This window comes from Acinetobacter sp. ACNIH1, assembly GCF_002934695.1.
Taxonomy (GTDB): Bacteria; Pseudomonadota; Gammaproteobacteria; order Pseudomonadales; family Moraxellaceae; genus Acinetobacter; species Acinetobacter variabilis.
In genome coordinates, this window is the sequence record NZ_CP026420.1 from 1,300,729 (window position 1) to 1,321,835 (window position 21,107).

Annotated in this window: 17 protein-coding genes; 11 read left to right on the plus strand and 6 right to left on the minus strand. The window is 41.8% G+C overall.

The features are described from left to right. Positions 1–56: 56 nt before the first annotated feature. On the plus strand, positions 57–839 hold the full coding sequence (locus C3F22_RS06415; RefSeq protein ID WP_104426122.1) for a hypothetical protein: 783 nt from the start codon (positions 57–59) through the stop codon (positions 837–839). On the opposite strand, the gene C3F22_RS06420 is transcribed toward C3F22_RS06415, so the two are convergent. Beyond that, the gene (locus C3F22_RS06420; protein ID WP_004282326.1) at positions 826–1,707 is read right to left on the minus strand and encodes an IS982-like element ISAba9 family transposase; all 882 of its coding nucleotides are present in this window, start codon (positions 1,705–1,707) and stop codon (positions 826–828) included. The two genes, C3F22_RS06415 and C3F22_RS06420, sit on opposite strands and share 14 nt — an antisense overlap. Positions 1,708–2,163: 456 nt before the next feature. On the opposite strand from C3F22_RS06420, the gene C3F22_RS06430 reads away from it, so the two are divergent. Further along, positions 2,164–4,362, plus strand: coding sequence for an OsmC domain/YcaO domain-containing protein (locus C3F22_RS06430; protein WP_004785685.1), 2,199 nt, complete (start codon positions 2,164–2,166; stop codon positions 4,360–4,362). 162 nt (positions 4,363–4,524) lie between these two features. Here C3F22_RS06430 and C3F22_RS06435 read toward each other — a convergent pair whose 3' ends face one another. Continuing rightward, complete coding sequence (locus tag C3F22_RS06435) at positions 4,525–5,361, minus strand: IclR family transcriptional regulator (RefSeq protein ID WP_004785687.1); 837 nt, start codon at positions 5,359–5,361, stop codon at positions 4,525–4,527. A 567-nt stretch (positions 5,362–5,928) separates the two neighbouring features. On the opposite strand from C3F22_RS06435, the gene C3F22_RS06440 reads away from it, so the two are divergent. The 6 genes from C3F22_RS06440 (at position 5,929) to C3F22_RS06465 (ending at position 12,205) form a co-directional block, all read left to right on the plus strand. Continuing rightward, positions 5,929–7,083: an acyl-CoA dehydrogenase family protein gene (locus C3F22_RS06440; protein WP_034171043.1), complete on the plus strand. Its 1,155-nt coding sequence runs from the start codon at positions 5,929–5,931 to the stop codon at positions 7,081–7,083. A gap of 32 nt (positions 7,084–7,115) precedes the next feature. Further along, the gene (locus C3F22_RS06445) at positions 7,116–8,315 is read left to right on the plus strand and encodes an acyl-CoA dehydrogenase (protein WP_004785690.1); all 1,200 of its coding nucleotides are present in this window, start codon (positions 7,116–7,118) and stop codon (positions 8,313–8,315) included. 210 nt (positions 8,316–8,525) lie between these two features. Then, complete coding sequence (locus tag C3F22_RS06450; RefSeq protein ID WP_004785691.1) at positions 8,526–9,806, plus strand: MFS transporter; 1,281 nt, start codon at positions 8,526–8,528, stop codon at positions 9,804–9,806. Positions 9,807–9,856: 50 nt separating this feature from the next. Then, a complete protein-coding gene (locus tag C3F22_RS06455; protein ID WP_004785693.1) occupies positions 9,857–10,525 on the plus strand; it encodes a 3-oxoacid CoA-transferase subunit A in 669 nt (222 codons plus the stop codon). Next, complete coding sequence (locus C3F22_RS06460) at positions 10,525–11,199, plus strand: 3-oxoacid CoA-transferase subunit B (protein WP_004785695.1); 675 nt, start codon at positions 10,525–10,527, stop codon at positions 11,197–11,199. The genes C3F22_RS06455 and C3F22_RS06460 overlap by 1 nt, the downstream gene beginning before the upstream one ends. A gap of 183 nt (positions 11,200–11,382) precedes the next feature. Next, positions 11,383–12,205 (plus strand): IS5-like element ISAba27 family transposase gene (locus C3F22_RS06465; RefSeq protein WP_104426124.1). Its coding sequence is split into 2 segments (ribosomal slippage): positions 11,383–11,763 and positions 11,765–12,205, totalling 822 coding nucleotides; the frame shifts between segments, so codons are not numbered across the junction. 334 nt (positions 12,206–12,539) lie between these two features. On the opposite strand, the gene C3F22_RS06470 is transcribed toward C3F22_RS06465, so the two are convergent. The 3 genes from C3F22_RS06470 to C3F22_RS06480 form a co-directional block, all read right to left on the minus strand. Further along, positions 12,540–13,739: an MFS transporter gene (locus C3F22_RS06470; protein ID WP_004785696.1), complete on the minus strand. Its 1,200-nt coding sequence runs from the start codon at positions 13,737–13,739 to the stop codon at positions 12,540–12,542. Positions 13,740–13,756: 17 nt separating this feature from the next. Next, positions 13,757–15,022 (minus strand): DcaP family trimeric outer membrane transporter, encoded by a 1,266-nt coding sequence (locus tag C3F22_RS06475; protein WP_004785698.1) that lies wholly within the window; start codon positions 15,020–15,022, stop codon positions 13,757–13,759. A gap of 223 nt (positions 15,023–15,245) precedes the next feature. Beyond that, on the minus strand, positions 15,246–16,544 hold the full coding sequence (locus C3F22_RS06480) for an MFS transporter (RefSeq protein WP_034170871.1): 1,299 nt from the start codon (positions 16,542–16,544) through the stop codon (positions 15,246–15,248). Between the two features lie 450 nt (positions 16,545–16,994). Here C3F22_RS06480 and C3F22_RS06485 point away from each other — a divergent pair, with 450 nt between their 5' ends. Genes C3F22_RS06485 through C3F22_RS06495 form a run of 3 tightly spaced genes read left to right on the plus strand, consistent with a single transcriptional unit; the run spans position 16,995 to position 20,528 of the window. After that, positions 16,995–17,768 carry an enoyl-CoA hydratase gene (locus C3F22_RS06485; protein WP_004785705.1) on the plus strand — a complete coding sequence of 258 codons (774 nt, stop codon included), beginning with the start codon at positions 16,995–16,997 and terminating at the stop codon, positions 17,766–17,768. 2 nt (positions 17,769–17,770) lie between these two features. Next, the gene (locus C3F22_RS06490) at positions 17,771–19,291 is read left to right on the plus strand and encodes a 3-hydroxyacyl-CoA dehydrogenase (RefSeq protein WP_004785707.1); all 1,521 of its coding nucleotides are present in this window, start codon (positions 17,771–17,773) and stop codon (positions 19,289–19,291) included. Positions 19,292–19,316: 25 nt separating this feature from the next. Next, positions 19,317–20,528: a 3-oxoadipyl-CoA thiolase gene (locus C3F22_RS06495; RefSeq protein WP_004785708.1), complete on the plus strand. Its 1,212-nt coding sequence runs from the start codon at positions 19,317–19,319 to the stop codon at positions 20,526–20,528. 121 nt (positions 20,529–20,649) lie between these two features. Here the strand turns inward: C3F22_RS06495 and C3F22_RS06500 are convergent, their stop codons facing one another. Next, positions 20,650–21,087 carry a PaaI family thioesterase gene (locus C3F22_RS06500; RefSeq protein WP_104426125.1) on the minus strand — a complete coding sequence of 146 codons (438 nt, stop codon included), beginning with the start codon at positions 21,085–21,087 and terminating at the stop codon, positions 20,650–20,652. Positions 21,088–21,107: the final 20 nt, after the last annotated feature.

Genomic DNA, 21,107 nt, shown 5'->3' on the forward strand with positions numbered 1-21,107 from the left:
AAGGCTGTAATCGGTTTCAGTGTTATCCATTCTTTGCTTAATATAATTTATATTTTATGAGAATGTTCAAACAAACAGTCCTTTTCGGCTGTGCTGCTGTTTCTAGTGTTTATTGTTTTGCAGACGATGCAGAAGCAAAAAAAATTGAAACCAGTGGAAACATCAGTGTAGTTTCTAAATACATCTCCCGTGGTCTGACCAATGCACCAGAAAATGATGACGTTGCCTTACAGGCAGCACTGAATCTGGCTTATGGTAATTTTTATGTCGGTTACTGGGGCTCAACCTTAGGGTATTCCTATCCGGAACTGGAAGGCAAGAAATCACATCGTCGTGATAAGTTCGAACATGATTTTATCGTGGGATATACCTATAGCAGTGAAAACTACGACTGGAATTTTTGGGATGCGACCTATTATTATCCGGGTGGCAGCCATACCACTTCAAATGAATTAGGTTTGAATGTAAGTCGTGCACTAAACGACAAGACCAGCGTTACAGCGGGTGTATCGACCTATTTATATGATGTGGCCTATGCCAATCAGGGCGATACTTTTTATACCCTGGATTTAACCCATCAGCTTAATGATAAGCTGGGTGCGCATGTCGGTGCAGCGGGTGGTTATTTTAATGATGAAGGCAAATATGAAGGTAATGAGCTAGGCAACACTACCAAACAGCATGCTTTCCGTTATGCAACTGCCGGATTGAGTTATGAAGTTGCGCCGAAGTTGACCTTATCTGGTGATTATATCTTTGGTGGTTATGACCGTTTTGGTGATAAGCAGCGCGATCTCGCTGTGTTTGGTATTGGTTACGCCAATCTCAACTTAAAATAAGATTTTCGAATTGAATTGGTGAATGACCAAGCTTTTTATTTAGCACCACACAAATTGTATGCGACAGAATTTTACGAGTTATGCGGTGGGTTAAATGCCATAGATCTTTTGCCCTCACTTTCTGAATGTGAAAGCGATCTGTTAATTGACCAATCACTGTTTCAATCTTTCTTCTGGCTTTCATCAGTATTTGCAGTGTCTCTTTAGGTCTGAAATCTATCATGTTTTTTCTAAAGGGTGTTTGTAAATCAATACCCTGATATTCATAATATCGTTTCAATTCTGGTCTTAAATAGCCCTTATCTGCTCCCAGTAAACCGTAAATATCATTCGTAATTTCAGGTGCAACATCTCGCTCATCACAATGAGCAGGTGCAAAGGTATAACCCGAAATCATGCCTGAAAGATTAATGACGATATGAGCTTTGAAACCATAATATTTTTCTTGTTTTGCAGCACAATAACTAAAACCTGCGTATTCTTTAAAGTTTTTATGCTTTCTAGCTCTGGTATAACTACAGACAGGGAGTGGGAAGCCATCAATAAAGTGAATGTTATCTGAACCATAACGCTGAATGAGCTGTGCCATAATGGATTGACTGACATGCCACAGGTTTGCACAATGTTTACAGAAATTGGGATAAGATCCTAATTTTGGAAACCATTCTAACCAATTGTTTTTGAAATACATCCAAATATTTTTGTCTGTATCTAAACCAAGAAATTCACCTACTATTTGCATAGTGATGATTTCTGCATCAGTAACAGCAGGCGGAAAACCACGAGTTCTCAGGGGCTGAGTAACAACAATGGGATAAAGTTCTTCTATGATTACATAGACAAAAATGATAAATTCTTCAATGGACATAACTTTGCTTTAATTTCTTGGTGGAAACTAAAATAGGGTTATGTCCTTTTTATTTCAATCACTTAAAAAGTTGAGATTGGGGTATTGGTTATGATTTTTAATTTGGATCTTGATCTGATTTAAAAAACGCATTTCCCAGTCCATAAAATCCGGCCGGGAACAGCAAGTATTAATAAAAACAGTCTGTTCTCGGCTTAAAGCCAGATTTTCTGAATATTTAATTAACACATATTTTGATAAATCCACAGGAAATTCGAGCAAACATTATCAATTTCATAAAATGATTCTATAATAGCACCCATTCTTACTCGAGCTTATCCTGAAACTAACTGGTTGAAGGTTTAACCCGGGTTATTATTATTTTTGAGTCAAATTCTCCTCCGTGATTCGGCTTGTATATTCAGATTTAGCATCTTATCTGTCCGTGGTGGCACATAAGAATATTTAGGTATCCACATGGAAATTAAGGTCAATTATCTCGATAATCTTCGTCAGGAAGCCAAGTTCGATGACTTCACGGTAATCGCCGATCAGCCGATCCGCTATAAAGGTGATGGTTCTGCGCCAGGTCCATTTGATTATTTTCTGGCATCTTCTGCGTTGTGTGCAGCTTATTTTGTTAAAGTTTATTGTGCAGCGCGTGACATTCCAACCGACAATATCCGTCTGTCTCAAAACAATATCGTCGATCCTGAAAACCGCTACAAACAGATTTTTAAAATTCAGGTCGAGCTACCGGCTGATATCTCTGAAAAAGACCGTCAGGGGATTTTGCGTTCGATCGACCGTTGTACCGTCAAAAAAGTGATTCAGACTGGTCCTGAATTTGTTATTGAAGAAGTTGAGAGCATTGATGCCGATGCGCAGGCTTTGTTGATGCCAAATCTGGCTTCAGACAGCCTAACCTGTATTCCGGGTAAAGACTTACCACTTGAAGAAACTATTGCCAATATGTCTGCGATTCTGGCAGGCCTCGGCATGAAAATTGAAATTGCGTCTTGGCGTAACATTGTACCGAATGTCTGGTCATTGCATATTCGTGATGCCCAGTCACCGATGTGCTTTACCAATGGTAAAGGTTCAACCAAGGAAAGTGCGCTGGCATCTGCACTGGGTGAATTTATCGAGCGTCTGAACTGTAATTTCTTCTATAATGACCAGTTTTGGGGTGAAGATATTGCCAATGCAGAATTTGTGCATTATCCGGATGAAAAATGGTTCCAGCCGGGTCCAAATGGTGAGTTGCCAGCAGAAGTTTTAGATGAACATACCCGTGAAATTTATGATCCTGAAGATGAGTTACTAGGTACTCATCTTTATGATACTAACTCGGGCAATAAAGCACGTGGTATCTGTTCATTGCCATTTGTACGTCAGTCTGATAGTGAAACTGTATATTTCCCATCGAATCTGATTGAAAACCTGTATCTCAGTAATGGTATGAGCGCGGGCAATACCTTAGCTGAAGCTCAAGTACAATGTCTGTCTGAGATTTTCGAACGTGCGGTTAAACGTGAAATTCTGGAAGGTGAGCTGGCACTGCCGGATGTACCTGAACACGTACTGGCAAAATATCCGAAAATTATTGAAGGTATTAAAGGCTTAGAAGAGCAAGGCTTCCCAGTACTGGTCAAAGATGCTTCTTTGGGCGGTCAGTTCCCGGTGATGTGCGTGACCTTGATGAACCCGCGTACGGGTGGTGTCTTTGCCTCATTCGGTGCACATCCAAACTTTGAAGTGGCTTTAGAGCGCAGTCTGACTGAACTGTTACAAGGTCGTAGTTTTGAAGGCCTGAATGATCTGCCAAAACCAACCTTCAGTTCAAATGCAGTCACTGAACCGAATAACTTTGTTGAGCACTTTATTGATTCAAGTGGTGTCGTATCTTGGCGTTTCTTCAGCGCAAAATCTGACTATGATTTTGTTGAGTGGGATTTCACCAATAATGGCCAAAACTCAAATGCCGATGAGGCACAAGAATTGTTTACCATTCTGGAAGAGATGGGCCATGAAGTTTATATGGCGGTCTATCAGCATTTAGGTGCAACCGCTTGTCGTATTCTGGTGCCGGGTTATTCTGAAATTTATCTGATGGAAGATTTGGTTTGGGACAATACCAACAAGGCGCTGTTATATCGTGAAGATATTCTGAACCTGCATCGTTTGGATGATGAACAGCTAGAAGCTCTGGTTGAACGTCTGGAAGAAGCAGATGAAGATGATTACACCGAGATCCGTACCTTGATCGGCATTGAATTTGACGAAAATACCGAATGGGGTCAGCTGACCATTCTGGAACTAAAACTCCTGATCTATCTGGCTCTACAACAATTTGAAGAAGCTAAAGATCTGGTCGAACAGTTCTTGCAATACAATACCAATACCGTTGAACGTGGCCTGTTCTATCAATGCATGAATGTAGTGCTTGAAGTCATTCTGGATGATGAAATGGAACTGGAAGACTATGAACACAACTTCCGCCGTATGTTTGGCGATGCCCGTATGGATGCAGTCCTCGGTTCAGTAGAAGGTACAGTACGTTTCTACGGTTTAGCTGAAACCAATATGCAGCTTGAAGGTCTGGATCGTCATCTGCGTTTAATTGATAGCTACAAGAAACTCCATGCAGCGCGCGCCAAGTTTGTAGCAGCGTAATAAGTGAAGATGATTAGCTGACTTTACTGGTCTTTAAATCTTTAAAAAATAGCCCATCTTAGAATGGGCTATTTTTTTATATTGCTCTAACATTTTGCGAGTGTTTTAAAAAAGAAAAATAAAGGGCGATCATTGCCGCCCATTTAAATCTTAAATAACAGCTTAGATATTATTTAAAGTCAGAGAAATGTTATTGACCATATGAATCAGACGAGGACCGATTTCATTTTCCAGTTTTTCCTGATTGAGCAGATAGGTTGGTGCGCCGCAGTTAAAAGTCAAAATACCATGTTTAGGATGAATCAATGGCACTGCAACAGAGTTCACATCTTTGGCCCAATCACCGAGAGATAAGCAATAGCCATAATCCTGATAATCACGAATAGCACGTTCTAAATTACGCTTAATGGTTGGCCACTGATCTTCATTTCTTTTCTTGATGGCATCAAATAGATACTCACGTTCTTTAACTTCCATCGCAGCTAGGCAGGCACGGCCCATCGCACTACTATGAATAGGCAGGGTAGAGCCAACTGGACGACGCATGGTCAAAGTAGACTCTGTGTGAACGACTTCCAAATAAATCATGCTCAGACGATCACGGGTTGCCATGGCGACAGGCGCTTGCGCATAACGTGACATTTCTTCCATAAATGGATATGCCTGTGTACGTGCCGAAATATTGCTTAGCGCTGCATAACCCAGAGCCAATACACCAACGTCCAACAGGTATTTGGTCGTATTCGGTAACTGTTTTAGATAACCTAAAGAAACCAACGTGCTGGTGATCCGGGCAACAGTCGGTTTTGGCAGATTAGTTAGCTGTGCAATTTCCTGGTTGCCCAGTAATTGATTCGTTGCGGAAAAACATCTGAGAATTTCTAAACCACGTGCAATAGACGCGATAAATTGTGGGTTATTTTCTCTATGAATATGTGAAATCGGATCTAAACGGATCTCATCAAAATTAGGTATTTCGCCAGTTTTATTTTTTGTCATGGTCAGAGCAATTAAAGGTAAATTAATAAATATGATAGCAATTAAATTTCACGATACAAAATAAAACACTTCTATTAGTGATAAAAATAAATAAAAAAGTGCTCACTTTATCTGTATTTAAGTTAATTAGCGCTATTCAGCTAAAAACCATGCAGAATCTATAGGTTTTTGAGACCTGTAATGATTTTTAAGTATCTTTAGAAATTTAAAGTTCACCAGATAAAATTTCAGGAAAATGGAGCCAATCAAAACGAGAATCATCAGCACGATTTAATTGAAACATTCTTATCTCGCTGCACTTTTATAGAATCAATTATGACCTGATTCAAATCATCTAACTCTTTTCTAAATCTACCAACAATCTAAAAATTTCGCATTGCGAAATAAAATTCTAACTAAAATTTTTAATTAAAGCTAGAAAAATTTGCTTTTTTGCTTAAAAAATAAAATTTTTAATAATTTTTCTTGCTCAAAATGAATTTTTATGATTATTTATTTCGTATTACGAAACTAAAATTAAAGGGTAAAGGAATTTACCCAGATGAACTAAATAACATGGAGATCCCTATGATTCGCGATCCGGAAATGCTTGAGCAACTTCTTTCGACTATTCGTAACTTTGTCAAAAATGAACTAGTTCCTTTAGAACATGAAGTTGAAGAAAGCAACGCGATTCCTGAGCGTATTGTCGAGCAGATGAAAGAATTAGGTCTGTTTGGCCTAACCATTCCAGAGGAATACGGCGGTTTAGGTATCACCATGGAAGAGGAAATTCTGGTCGCAATGGAATTAGGCCGTACATCAGCTGCATTCCGTTCTTTGATTGGAACCAATAACGGGATCGGTTCAAGCGGGATCGTGATTGACGGTACTGAAGAGCAAAAACAGAAATACCTGCCACGTTATGCGACTGGTGAAATCATTGGTTCATTCTGTTTAACTGAGCCGGATTCAGGTTCAGATGCAGCATCTTTAAAAACCAGCGCGGTTAAAGATGGCGATTACTATATTTTAAACGGTACCAAACGTTTTATTACCAATGCGCCGCGTGCAACGACATTTACGGTGATGGCGCGTACCAATCCTGATATCAAAGGTGCAAGCGGCATTTCTGCATTCCTGGTAGAAGCGAATACACCGGGCCTAAGTCTGGGCAAAATTGATAAAAAAATGGGCCAACATGGTTCATACACTTGTGACGTGATTTTTGACAACTGTAAAGTTCATAAAGATCAGTTGATCGGTGGTGTTGAAGGCATTGGCTTTAAAACTGCAATGCGTGTTCTGGATAAAGGCCGTCTGCATATTGCTGGCTATAGCGTAGGTATGGCAGAGCGTATGCTGGAAGATGCTTTAAATTATGCAGTGGAACGTAAGCAGTTCGGTCAACCGATTGCGAATTTCCAGCTCATCCAAGGCATGCTGGCAGACTCTAAAGCTGAAATTTATGCAGCGAAATGTATGGTTCTAGATGCTGCCCGCCTGCGTGACGAAGGCAAGAATGTGACTACTGAATCTTCATGCGCGAAAATGTTTGCGACTGAAATGTGTGGCCGTGTAGCGGATCGCTGTCTGCAAATTCATGGTGGCGCGGGCTATATCAGTGAATATTCAATTGAACGTTTCTACCGTGATGTGCGTTTGTTCCGTCTGTATGAAGGTACAACTCAAATCCAGCAAATCATCATCGCACGTGAAATGATTAAACAAGCGACCGCGTAAGCAGCAGATTTTAGAATATTGGAAATATTAAAATGAGCACAAGAATTAGATTTGACTGGCAAGATCCATTTTTACTGGAACAGCAACTGACTGAAGAAGAACGTATGATCCGTGACAGCGCGCATGCGTACTGTCAGGACAAGCTGATGCCACGTGTACTAGAACAGTTCCGTCATGAAAAAACCGATCCAACGATTTTCCGTGAAATGGGTGAGCTGGGTCTGCTGGGCCCAACCATCCCAGAACAATACGGCGGTGCCGGCTTAAATTATGTCAGCTATGGTCTGATTGCCCGTGAAGTGGAACGTGTAGATTCAGGTTACCGTTCAATGGCCAGCGTACAAAGCTCGCTGGTGATGGTACCCATCAATGAATTTGGTTCTGAAGAACAGAAACAGAAATATTTGCCAAAACTGGCGACCGGTGAATATATCGGCTGTTTCGGTCTGACTGAGCCTGATCATGGTTCTGATCCGGGTAGCATGATTACTCGTGCCAAGAAAGTCGAAGGTGGTTACCGTCTGACGGGCGCCAAAATGTGGATTACCAACAGTCCGATTGCAGATGTTTTTGTAGTTTGGGCAAAAGAAGTATCTCCTGAAGGCAATGTCGGTGACATTCGTGGCTTTATTCTGGAAAAAGGCTGGGAAGGGCTTTCTGCACCAGCGATTCACGGTAAAGTTGGCCTGCGTGCATCGATTACTGGTGAAATCGTGATGGACAATGTTTTTGTTCCAGAAGAAAACGCATTCCCTGAAATTCGTGGTCTAAAAGGTCCGTTTACCTGTCTGAACAGTGCGCGTTATGGTATTGCCTGGGGTGCGATGGGTGCAGCTGAATTCTGTTGGCATACAGCGCATCAATACACCATGGACCGTAAACAGTTTGGCCGTCCATTGGCTGCGAATCAGCTGATCCAGAAAAAATTGGCAGACATGCAAACTGAAATTGCGCTGGGTCTACAAGTGGCATTACGTTTTGGCCGTATGAAAGATGAAGGTATCGCTTCCGTTGAAGGTACTTCACTGATCAAACGTAATAACTGTGGTAAAGCTTTAGACATTGCCCGCTTAGCGCGTGACATGATGGGCGGTAACGGGATCTCTGATGAATTCGGTGTAGCTCGTCATCTGGTAAACCTGGAAGTGGTCAATACTTATGAAGGTACCCATGATGTACATGCCCTAATTCTAGGTCGTGCGCAAACGGGTATTGCTGCATTCTCCAACTAAATGAAGATCAACTTCTAGCCAGCAATGCTGGCTAGTTTGTTTTGTCTGACTTCAATTGAAGTCAGACAATCCAGTTCTGGGATGGTTTTTTAAAATCTAGTCAGTTTCAGAATTAGAGATCAATCAAACATTCTATGTTTCATTTAATTAATTAGGTGAAACATAAACTGCTAAAAGGCACAGGAGTGCCAGCAAAGTGTAAAGGACATTATGAATACGCTTAATTCACAACAAAACCTTCTACCAGAAGAAAATATGCCTAAGAAAAAGGTCTGGATTCTGGCTTTTATCTTTTCATTTTTAGCGTTATTGGTAGATGGTGCAGATCTTGCACTATTAGCCTACAGTCTAACCAGCCTCAAACAAGAATTTTCTTTAAGTAGTATTCAGGCAGGTGCACTTGGTAGCTGGACACTTGCTGGTATGGCCATTGGTGGCTTTTTTGGTGGCTGGGCTTGTGACCGCTTCGGGCGAGTTCGGGTGATTGTTGTTGCGATCGCTTTATTCTCTTCATTAACCTTCTGGCTGGGCTTTACTCAAAGCTATGAAGAATTCAAATGGTTGCGATTCTTTTCAGCAATTGGCTTAGGAGCCCTCTATATTGCCTGTAATACTCTAATGGCAGAGTATGTGCCAACAAAATATCGTTCTACAGTACTTGCTGCTTTAATGACAGGTTGGACACTTGGTTCAGTCGTTGCCACTGTACTTGCAGGATGGTTACTTCCAGAATTAGGCTGGCGTTACCTTTACTATATCGCCATTGTTCCGATTGTTCTTGCCATTGGCATGTTCTTCCTGGTACCAGAGCCACAAGCCTGGTTAAAAGCCCGTCAAGAAAGATTGGCAGCCAAAGCCAGCGGCGTAGTTCAGGAAAAACCGAAGAATACGTTTAAAATGATCTTTGCCGATGCTTTAAGCCGTCGCATGTTCATCCTCTGGTCGTTCAGTACCGCATTTTTACAGTTTGGTTATTACGGTGTAAGTAACTGGTTACCGGCTTATCTGGAATCAGATCTCGGTATTAAATTTAAAGAAATGACCACCTATATGATTGGGACCTTCCTGATCATGATGTGTACCAAAGTGATCGCAGGCATTATTGCGGATAAAATTGGCCGTCGTGCAGTATTTGCTTTCGGTACCATGGGCACTGCAATCTTTATTCCAATTATTGTCTTTGGCAACACACCGGACAATATCTTATGGCTGATGCTGTTTTTCGGATTCCTTTACGGTATTCCATATGGCATTAACGCGACTTATATGACTGAAAGTTTCTCTACCAAAGTCCGTGGTACAGCTACAGGTGGCGCTTATAACATTGGCCGTCTAGGCGCAGTATTGGCACCCTTAACCATCGGTTATTTTGCACAAGGTGGCTCAATTGGTACAGGTCTACTTATCATGAGTGTGGCTTATTTTATTTGTGGTTTGATCCCAGCGATTTTCATTAAAAACCGTTTGTTTGACCCACAAAAAGCTGACTAATTGATTAATCAAATATTTATAAAGACAGGAAGATGCTAGGAAGCAATTAAATGAATAAAATCACACAGGATATCGAAACTATACTCAAGCAGATTCCAGATGGTGCGCATATTATGACTAGTGGCTTCGGTTTGGCAGGACAGCCAATCGAACTGATTGAAGCTTTGATTGATATTGGTCCTAAAGATTTGACCATCATCAACAATAATGCTGCTTCTGGTGACCGTGGCCTAACCAACCTGTTATTGTCAGGACTGGTGACAAAAATGATCTGTTCATTTCCTCGTGCCAATAACTCCAAGGTGTTTGAAGAGCTGTATAAAGCTGGAAAGGTTGAACTAGAGTTGGTACCACAAGGCAACTTGGCTTGCCGTATCCAGGCAGCGGGTGCAGGTCTGGGCGCTATTTTTACGCCTACAGGTTACGGTACCAAGATTGCTGAAGGCAAAGAAACCCGCCATATCAATGGCAAGGACTATGTGCTGGAATATCCAATTCATGCGGACTATGCCTTGGTTTATGGCAATCAGGCTGATCAATGGGGCAACTTGACCTACCGTAAAGCAGCGCGAAACTTTGGCCCGTTAATGGCAAAAGCGGCCAAAACCACGATTGCCCAAGTGCATGAAATTGTAGAGTTAGGCGAGCTTGATCCAGAGATTATCGTGACGCCGGGTATTTTCGTGCAGCATGTGGTGAAGGTAGGAGATATCAAATAATGACAATTCAAAAACGTACACGCGAACAGATTGTAGAAAAAGTTGCACAGGATATTCCGACCGGTTCTTATGTGAATTTAGGCATTGGCTTACCAACACGCGTTGCTGGTTATTTAAAACCTGAACAGGATATTGTCCTGCATTCTGAAAATGGTGTTCTGGGTTTTACCGCTTTAACTGATCCTGAACAGGCTGATGATGATCTGATTAATGCTGGTAAAGAACTGGTCAGCATGCTCGATGGCGGTAGTTTTATGAACTCTGCAGATTCCTTCGATATTATGCGTGGCGGCCATTTAGATTTCTGCATTATGGGCGCCTTTCAGGTCGCCGTGAATGGTGATCTCGCTAACTGGCATACCGGTGCACTGGATGCGGTTCCAGCAGTGGGTGGTGCCATGGATCTGGCGGTTGGTGCTCGCTGTGTCTATGTTTGCATGGAACATGTCACAAAAAATGGCGAACCACGAATTGTGGAAGAGCTGACTTATCCAATTACTGGTAAAAACTGCGTTGACCGCATTTATACCGATTTGTGCATTATTGAACTCAAAGATAATCAGGCTTGGGTGCTAGAAATGGTGGATGGCTTGAGTATCGAAGAACTTCAGCAACAGACAGGTTGCAAGTTATTTGATGGCCGTGCAGCTGCACAGTTAAAAGCATCCGTATAATAATTCTATCAATCATTTAAACATGATTAGAAATCGCAGCTTAGGCTGCGATTTTTATTAGATATTTTTTAAGCTAAAAGTGTCAACACACCCTAAATATTAAGATTTTAAATCAGGTTAAATTTTTAAATATCAAAAGATTAGACCTCTTGCGAAAGTAAAAACCACCTCAATCTAAATTTCATGAGATATCACAAATTAAATCGTTTTTCAGATTCTGAATTCCAGCGCTTGGTTGGTGTACCTCGACCAGTTTTTAGTGAAATGATCGAAGTTTTAAAAGAAGTAGAATCACTTAAAAAGAAATCTGGGCGTCCTCATACTTTAGCTATAGAGGATCAATTATTATTAACACTCAATTACTTACGGAATTACAGCACTCAATTGGAGTTGGCTGCAAATTACCATATCGCTGAAAGTAATGTGAATCGAACCATTAAAAAGGTTGAAGATGCATTGATGAAATCAAGACGGTTTACTCTGCCAAAACGAAGCATTACCACAGCAGACGAACAGTTTAACTGGGTCATTATTGATGCGACAGAATGTTCAATAGAACGTCCGAAAAAAAAATCAGAGTAAGTTCTACAGTGGTAAAAAGAAGAAACATACGCTAAAAGCACAAGTGATCTATCATCCGAACAGCAAACAAATCATAGGGCTAGATATATCGAATGGCAGTCAGCATGACATTAAATTGGCAAGAAGAACGGTTAAAAAATTCAAACATTGTAAATATGTTATGACCGATTTAGGGTACTACGGATTAGAGCAAGATGGCTTTAAATTATTGATGCCAATAAAGAAAAAGAAGAATTTACCCTTATTTGATGTTGAGAAAAAGTACAATAAAATGATTGGAAAAATACGAGTTGTGATCGAACATATTAATAGTCAATTGAAAACATTTAGAATATTAAGTGAACGCTATCGAAATAGACGGAAAAGATTCGGTTTACGCATTAACTTAATCGCTGCACTGGTAAATCGGATGAACTTGCAATAACGACTTTCGCAAGAGGTCTATTAAATAAAATAATCGAAAAGGATTCTGGTAGAAGATAGTTCTTCTTATGCTGGATAATCCTGTCCTTTATTTTCCAGCATATAATTCTAAATAGAAACACAGGGCTAATATGTCAAATACTTTAAATATCTTTCATAAACCAAAAAATGATCGTAATCTTCATATTTAATGAATTTTGAAAGTTCCTTCTCCCTCTGGGAGAAGGTTAGGATGAGGGAATTTCTTTTTAATGATAAAAAAATGATTTATGAAAGCAGCCTTTGTAAACTCAAACTAATATTCTATGAGTTCACAGTATTAAATTTTAGATTATTTATGATTGGGAGTGGATATTGACCAGATTGCGTTTGCGGCTTAAGTCATAGCGGTTAATACTAAAGATGAGCAGGGCAAAGCCAAAGCCCAATGCAACACAGGCTGACCAACCATACATTTTCCATAGGTTTAGCGATAGAAATGCACCGATCCCGGCACCTGAAAAATAACAGGTCATATAGATTGCATTAATACGGGAACGGGCTTGTACCGAGATTCGATATACCAGATTCTGATTTAACACATGCAGTGAAGAAATCCCAAAATAAGCGGGAATTAATCCAATGATATACACCCATAAATAGCTTTGCGCAAAAAATAATGGAATCCAGGCCAGAATTAAACCCGTGGTAGCAAGTTGTGCAATCCATTTTTCCCGATGTCGACCAATCATTTTACCGGTCCATTGTGATGACCAGATGCCAACCACACCAACAATACCCATTAACCCAATCTGGAAATCATTAAAATGATAGGGTGCTTCCGCCAGTACAAAAGTCATGGTGGTAAAAATAATACTCAGCATACCAAAGCCCAAACCACCAATGATGCTACGTCGGATCAGCATGGGTTCGGTTTTGGCAAAGGTAAATAGTGAGCGATAAATCTGTAAGATACTCATTTGTAATTGGCTCTTCGCTTTAGGTAACTGATACCACATAGCGATACTGAGCAAGAGAATAGAACAGCCACTCAAAAGGTAGACTGCATGCCAGGACCATAGGGTAGAAATTAGTCCTGATACAGTCCGGGCAAACAGAATACCGACCAGTACGCCACTCATCAGCAGACCAACCACTTCAGCACTTTTTTCTCTTTGAGACAGGTTAGCCGCAAAAGGAATCAGAATCTGGGTGGTAATCGAACAAAAAGAAGCGAGCAGGGTAAAACCATACAGCATATGCAGGTTGGTACTGGCAGAAAGTCCGATTAGCGCCAGTCCGGTACATAGCATGAGGCTGCAAATATAGAGGCGTTTTTCAAACAAATCGCCTAAAGGCACAAACAAGAATAACCCAGTGGCATAACCAATCTGGGTTAAAACGACAGTCCAACCAGACTCAGCCACACTGATATGCAGATCTTCTGCGATAGAATAAATTAATGGCTGGTTAAAATAGTTACAACCCGCGCAGAGTGCGCAGGTCATGGCCATCATAAACATAAATTTTCGTGAAATTTGCCCTTGGGCTGACATCCTTGTCTCCTAAGGCTTTAGAAACTATAAGTCGCTGATAAATTCACACGAGAAACATCCGCTTCTCGATTATCAAAAGTTTCACGTTTGCCGTGGTGATATTCTGCGCCCAGATTAACCTTTGGAACTGGAGAATAAATCACGTTAGCCATATAGTCAGTTAAACGTTTATTGGTTTCAGGATTCGCGCGTGCATAGTCGCTGGAATCATCAAAATCTACCACACTGGCATTAATGCTACTACGTAGTTTTGGCGTAAATTTATGCGTAAAGCCGATATTTAAACTATTAAACTCATTGAGTAAAAGTTCGTTATTGATTGGATCGACTGAATAATCTCCACCCCAAGCAGCACCATCGGTTGTTGAACCTTGAGTCAAGAAAGCTGCAATACGCTGGTCACCGACCATATGGAAATAGTTACCCTGGATCGAGTTTTGATCATTGAGATGATAACGTCCACCAAGACCTACACCCCAACCAACTTTTTCAATATCACCTGTATCAGTTTGCGCCTGCTTTTGATTGACAAAGCCTTGAGCTAATAAATGCAGCGGACCTGATTGATGAATATATTTAGTGGTTAAAGCAGGCAAGGCAGAAGAGCGATCGCCACCAGCCATATACTCCAGACCAACATTCCAAGTATTTTCCGGATCAAGTTTGAAAGCATAGCTGACTTGAGGCGTACGTAGGACCGACCCACCCAGTAATAAGCTGTAATCGACAGCTTCAGTACTAATTTCTGGTGTCGACATTAATGACCAGGCCTGACCAAAAGTCCAGTTATAGTATTTTAAATGTGCATGACGGATACGTAGTCCACCATCGCCTTTACCATTATTGGTCCAGAAGTCAGCTTCTAAACGTGCAGAAACATTTGGATTTCCACCCAAGTCTTTAGCCAGGAAACCAATTCGGCTGGCAGCAGCAGTAAAATCTGAACGGGTAGAGTCAGGTTCAGTAAAAGGCACTTTATTAATCTGGTTAATAGTACGGCCACGAGCTTCAGGGGTACTTTTGAAATCAACTGCGCCATCAAAGCGAATCAATCCATAAACATCGACATTATCCACCATCGAACTCAGCGTTTTAGAGTCTTGTGCTTTGGCTTCTTCTTGCTGGTTCTTTAACGCAAGTTGCGCGGCTTTCTGCTGTTCCAGTTCGGCCTGGATTTGCTTTAACTGTGATTCTAAAAACTGCATCCGGTCTTCTGACGCTTCTGCTGAAAATGCCTGTGCTGAAGCAATACCACATAATGTTGCTAAAACTAATTTTTTCATTTCTTAATCCCTAAAGAAATTTTCTGATATCTAAGAAGGAAAATCTTTCCTTGTCGTTGCTCTCATTGCTAAATGCAGAGATGCTGACTTTTGAATAATGAATACGAATCTCGTTCAACCAAGAAACATCCTGTTCAGGTCAAAGGGTATGTATTCGATATTTAAAGTCATAAAAATATAGATGAAGGAGGGCAGTAAATTTACCGCCCTCTTGAGTTAAAAGTTATTCAGCTTTTTGTGGATCGTATAAACGGTCCTTAATAAACAGGGCAGGAATCAAACCGCATAGGAAGTAAGCTGCACCCATCACCAATAGACCCGTACCGATCGAACCATTCATCGCAAGATAACCAATCGTAATTGGAGCGAAGATTGCACCGATACGACCAATATTGAATGCACCGCCAACTGCTGTACCACGTACTCCAGTAGGGAAACTTTCGGTTAGATAGGTTGCATTAATGGCATATGGAATACCGTACAGGAATCCGAAGATCAGCATCAGTACACCAATATTATCGGCATTGTGCATATACACCACGACAGGAATAAACAGTGCTGTTCCCATGGTGCCGAAAGCAAATACGATACGACGACCAATTTTGTCAGCCACATAACCTGCAATGATTTTGGCGAACATCATGGTGATAAAAGTACCTACCATGTATAGCGCCATTTCCTTGAATTTAATGCCTAATTCAGCTTCAAGATAACTTGGTAACCAGTTGCTTACACCGAAATAACCGAATAGCAGGAAACCAGAGCTGAAAGACCAAAGGATGAACATCTTGCCATGGGTTTTATCTTTAAGAATGGTGATATATGGGTTGCCTTTTTTGGCATCATTATCCACGATCTGACCAGTTCTTTTCATTTCACGGACACGTTTCCATGATTCTGGCTCTGGCACCATAAAGTGCATTAGGATACCTAAAGCTAATGGAGCAATCGTGATCCAGTACAGCATACGCCAGCCGAATTCAGGAATGATCCAGCCTGAAATCATGGTAATCACCAATGAACCTAAAGTGAAACCGGTCATCAATGTTGCCAGTACCGTAGTACGGTATTTGGTTGGTACATACTCAGACATCAGAGTATTACAGGCAATATATAAACAGCCCAAACCTAAGCACGAAAGGGTACGTAAAATCGCAAACTCTTGATAAGACTGGGCAAAACCTGAATAGGCAGACAAGATTGAGAAGGAAATAGTGGCCAATACGATGACACGTACACGTCCAAACTTGTCACAGGCCCATCCGCCAATAAAGCCACCGATCCCCATACCCAAAAGAGAATAACTTCCCAAGGCACCGGCCTGTACAGAAGTCAGCCCCCATTCTGCTTTCAAACTGGTCAAGCTGAAAGCCAGAATACCAATGTCTGCACCGTCACATAGTAAAATCAAAAAAGCGAAGACAAAGGCCGTCATCCACAGGCGTTTAGGTGCCTGCTTAATGGTGCCGTCGGAGGAGACCCCCGTTTTAGTTTCCTCAGCTACGATGGTATCGCTTGTCATTCTTATATCATCTATATATTAAAGTAGCATTCCTCTGCTACCGCTAAATCCATTTTCTTCCTCACGGAAAAGCATTTTCCTCATCTAAGGTCTAAGCGTCTGTGCGCATTCGCCCTGTTACGATCAGGCTGGATCTGATTTTTCCGTTTCACCTTGAGTGAAAAATCACTGAACAACGTAGTATCCTTATGACGGAAATTAATTTTTTTATTTTGTATTGTGGTTAATATTTACATAAATGAATAACCAAAATTCGAATTAAATAATTAATTCCGTATTGCGAAATCAATTAATCATAAAATAGCCAGCTGAACAAGAGTTTTTACCCTAATTTTTATTAAAAAATAACTTTTTTACGTTTTTGAGAGAAAAAATCTTGATTTATGGGTTTAGAAACCGTAGTTTTATATAAAATAAAATTTCGCTATACAAAATAAATGGAGTTTTTTGATGGAACAGGTAGTTCAAGTAGAGCAAATCTCGACACATGTGGCGATGGTCAAGATCCATCGTCCAGAAGCTAAAAATGCCCTGAATACAGAAGTGCGCCAGAAACTGGCTGCGGCTTTTCTGCAATTGAATGACGATGAAAATATCCGTGCCATTATTCTCACTGGCGGTGAAACTGATTTCGCTGCAGGCGCTGACCTTAAAGAATTAGCCAATGCTGAAACGATCCAGATGATGCAACGTCGTACTGAGCGTTACTGGCAAGCCATTGCGCAGTGTTCAAAGCCGGTGATTGCAGCAGTAAACGGTTATGCATTGGGCGGTGGCTGTGAACTGGCGATGCATGCGGACATTATTATTGCCGGAAAAAGTGCCCAGTTCGGTCAGCCTGAAGTCAAAGTAGGGGTAATGCCAGGTGCGGGTGGTACACAGCGTTTATTCCGTGCCGTGGGTAAATTCCATGCGATGCGTATCATCATGACGGGTTGTCTGGTACCAGCGCCGGAAGCTTATCAGATTGGCCTGGTGTCTCAAGTAACGGAAGACAGTGAAACCCTGGCAACAGCAATCAAAATGGCTGAAGGTCTGGCAAAAATGCCGCCAATCGCGCTTGAACAAATCAAGGAAGTGGCTTTACTGGCTGAAGATGTGCCACTCAATGCTGGCTTAATGCTGGAACGTAAATCTTTCCAGATGCTGTTTTCTTCAGAAGATCAAAAAGAAGGTATGCAAGCCTTTATTGAAAAACGTAAACCAAATTATCAGGGACGATAAGCATGAGTATTCAAATTCAGAAAATCGGTATTATTGGCGTAGGTACGATGGGTGCGGGTATTGCCCAGATCGCAATTCAGTCGGGCCATGATGTCGTGTTGTTTGATGCCAAAGCGGGTGCTGCTGAACAGGCACAAGAAAAGCTGGCTAAAACATTAAATACCCTGGCTGATAAAGGTAAATTCAGCCATGAAAAAGCTGCTGAAGATCTTGCTCATTTATCCATTGCCCAGCAGATCGAAGACCTGAAAGATTGCGATTTAATCGTTGAAGCGATTATTGAAAATCTGGAAATCAAACAAAAGCTGATGCAGCAACTGGAAGGTATCGTAAAACCGGAAGCGATTCTGGCATCCAATACATCTTCACTGTCTATCAGTGCGATTGCCGCCAATTGCAGCCAGCCGGAACGCGTTGCCGGTTATCACTTCTTTAACCCGGTTCCACTGATGAAAGTGGTTGAGGTGATTGAAGGCTTTAATACCCGTGCTGATATTGTAGATGCACTCACTCAGTTATCTACAAAAATGGGACATCGCCCGGTAAAAGCCAAAGATACCCCGGGATTTATCATTAACCATGCTGGTCGTGCCTTTGGTAGTGAAGCCTATGCGATTCTGAATGAAAATGTCACTCCATTTTATGACATTGACCGCATCTATCGTGACGGCATCGGTTTCAAGATGGGACCATTCGAGTTAGGCGATCTGACCGGGATGGATGTATCTCATCCGGTAAGTGAATCAATTTATCACCAGTATTATGAAGAAACACGTTACCGCCCAAGCGTGATTACCCGCCAGCGTTTTATTGCTAAACAGCTAGGCCGTAAAACTGGTAAAGGTTTTTACGATTATACCTCGGGGAGCAAAGTAGGTGATGTGGCTCCAACCTTGGTTGAAAAGCTGGATCAATATCCATCGGTTTGGCTGGGTACAGAATATAGCGAAGACCGTCAAGCGCTTGAGCAATATCTACAGCAGTTCAACATCCAGATCGAGCAGACTGACGCACCTTCAGCAGATGCTTTAATCCTAATTGCGACTTATGGTGAAGATGCCACTTCAGCCGCAGTCCGCTATCAGGTGTCTCCGCAGCAAGTAGTCTGCATTGATCTGCTTTATGGCCTAAATAAACACCGTACCTTGATGCCAACGTTTGTCACCAAAGCTGAACTGGTAAACGCAGCGCAATCGATTTTCAATCTGGATGGTGTGACTGCAAGCACAATTCAGGAAAGCGTTGGTTTTGTAGCACAACGTGCTTTGGCCATGATTGTGAATCTTGGCTGTGATATTGCCCAGCAAGGTGTTGCAACCGTAGAAGATATCAACGTTGCCGTGAAGTTAGGCCTTGGTTATCCATACGGCCCAATTGAATGGGGCGATGTACTGGGTGCGGAAAAAATTCTGAAAATTTTAGACCGCATGACTGCAATTACCCGTGACCAGCGTTACCGCCCAAGTCCTTGGTTGCGCCGCCGCGTTCATCTCGGTTTACCTCTTGTTCATACTACACATTAATTAAAAAGTTAAAGGAATAACACTCATGTTAAATGCCTATATTTATGATGGTTTACGTTCTCCAATCGGTCGCCATGCAGGAAGCCTGGCAACTGTACGTCCAGATGATCTGGCAGCAACAGTTATTAAAAATCTGCTAGAAAAAACCGGTATTCCAGCAGCTGACGTAGAAGATGTAATCTTTGGTAGCACCAACCAGGCCGGTGAAGACAGCCGTAACGTGGCTCGTTTTGCGGCACTGCTTGCAGGTATGCCTGTGACCGTTCCAGGTCAAACTGTAAACCGTCTTTGTGCTTCAGGCTTGGGCGCTGTGATTGATTCAGCACGTGCCATTACCGCAGGTGAAGGCGAGCTGTATATTGCAGGTGGTGTAGAAAGTATGACGCGTGCACCGTTTGTAATGGGTAAAGCTGAAAGCGCGTATTCACGTGATGCCAAAATCTATGACACCACGATTGGTACACGTTTCCCAAACCGTAAATTTACTGATCAGTTTGGCGCGCACAGCATGCCAGAAACAGGTGATAACGTCGCTGAAGAGTTTGGCATTACGCGTGAACAGGCAGATACTTTTGCTGCTGCATCACAAGCGAAATATCAAGCTGCAAAAGAAGCAGGTTTCTTTGAAGGTGAAATTACACCGATTGAAGTTTCACAAGGGCGTAAATTACTGCCTAAATTAGTGATTGAAGATGAACATCCACGTCCATCTTCGACATTTGAAGCATTATCCAAGTTAAAACCGCTTTTCGAAGGTGGTGTAGTCACTGCGGGTAATGCATCAGGTATCAATGACGGCGCTGCAGCACTGATTATCGGCAGTGAAAAAGTTCAGGAACAGTATGGCTTAAAACCTTTAGCTCGTATCCTGTCTTCTGCAGCCGCTGGCATTGAGCCACGCATCATGGGCGCAGGTCCAATCGAAGCAATCAAAAAAGCCGTTAAACGTGCAGGTTTGACGCTAGATGATATGGACATTATCGAGATCAATGAAGCATTTGCCAGCCAGGTGTTATCTTGCCTGAAAGGTCTGGATGTTGCATTTGATGATCCGCGTGTGAATCCAAACGGTGGTGGTATTGCGATTGGCCATCCATTGGGCTGTTCAGGTGCGCGTTTGGCCTTAACCGTCGCACGTCAATTACAGCGTACTGGTAAAAAATATGCCGTGATCAGTTTATGTATCGGTCTGGGTCAAGGCCTGGCGATGGTGATTGAAAACCCTGAAGCTGCATAACAGCTTTAGTCATCGTATTAATGCCATGTATAGATAATATACATGGCATTTTTTATTAGACTATTTATATAGAAATAAAAATCCCTGCATATCGCAGGGATTAATTAAATCAGCGTAAGGATTATTTGCGGTCAGTGACCAATAAAGTTGCTGAACCAAAGGCATAAATTTTACCGTCTTTGTCGACAATTCGGCCTTCTGAGGTCAGCACATTGCGTCCGATCCGGATCACTTCACCAATGGCTGTATAAGTTTCACCATTTTTCATGGCTTTGAGCATTTTGACATTCAGGTCAATAGTGGAAAAACTGACACCAGCATCAACTGTGGTATGCACTGCTGCACCAGTTACGCTATCCAGAACAGTGGCGCAAAATCCACCATGAATGCCGCCTTGCAGATTGAAGTGACGTTCATCTGGATAAACTTCATATTCCACATAGTTTTCATGGACGACACTGATTTTCATGGGAATCAGTTGTCCCATCGCTGAACCAGGCAATTCGCCATTTTTAATTGCGGTTAGATATTCAAGTCCATTCATTTGAGCTGTAGTCATATCGTTTCCCTTTAATAAAA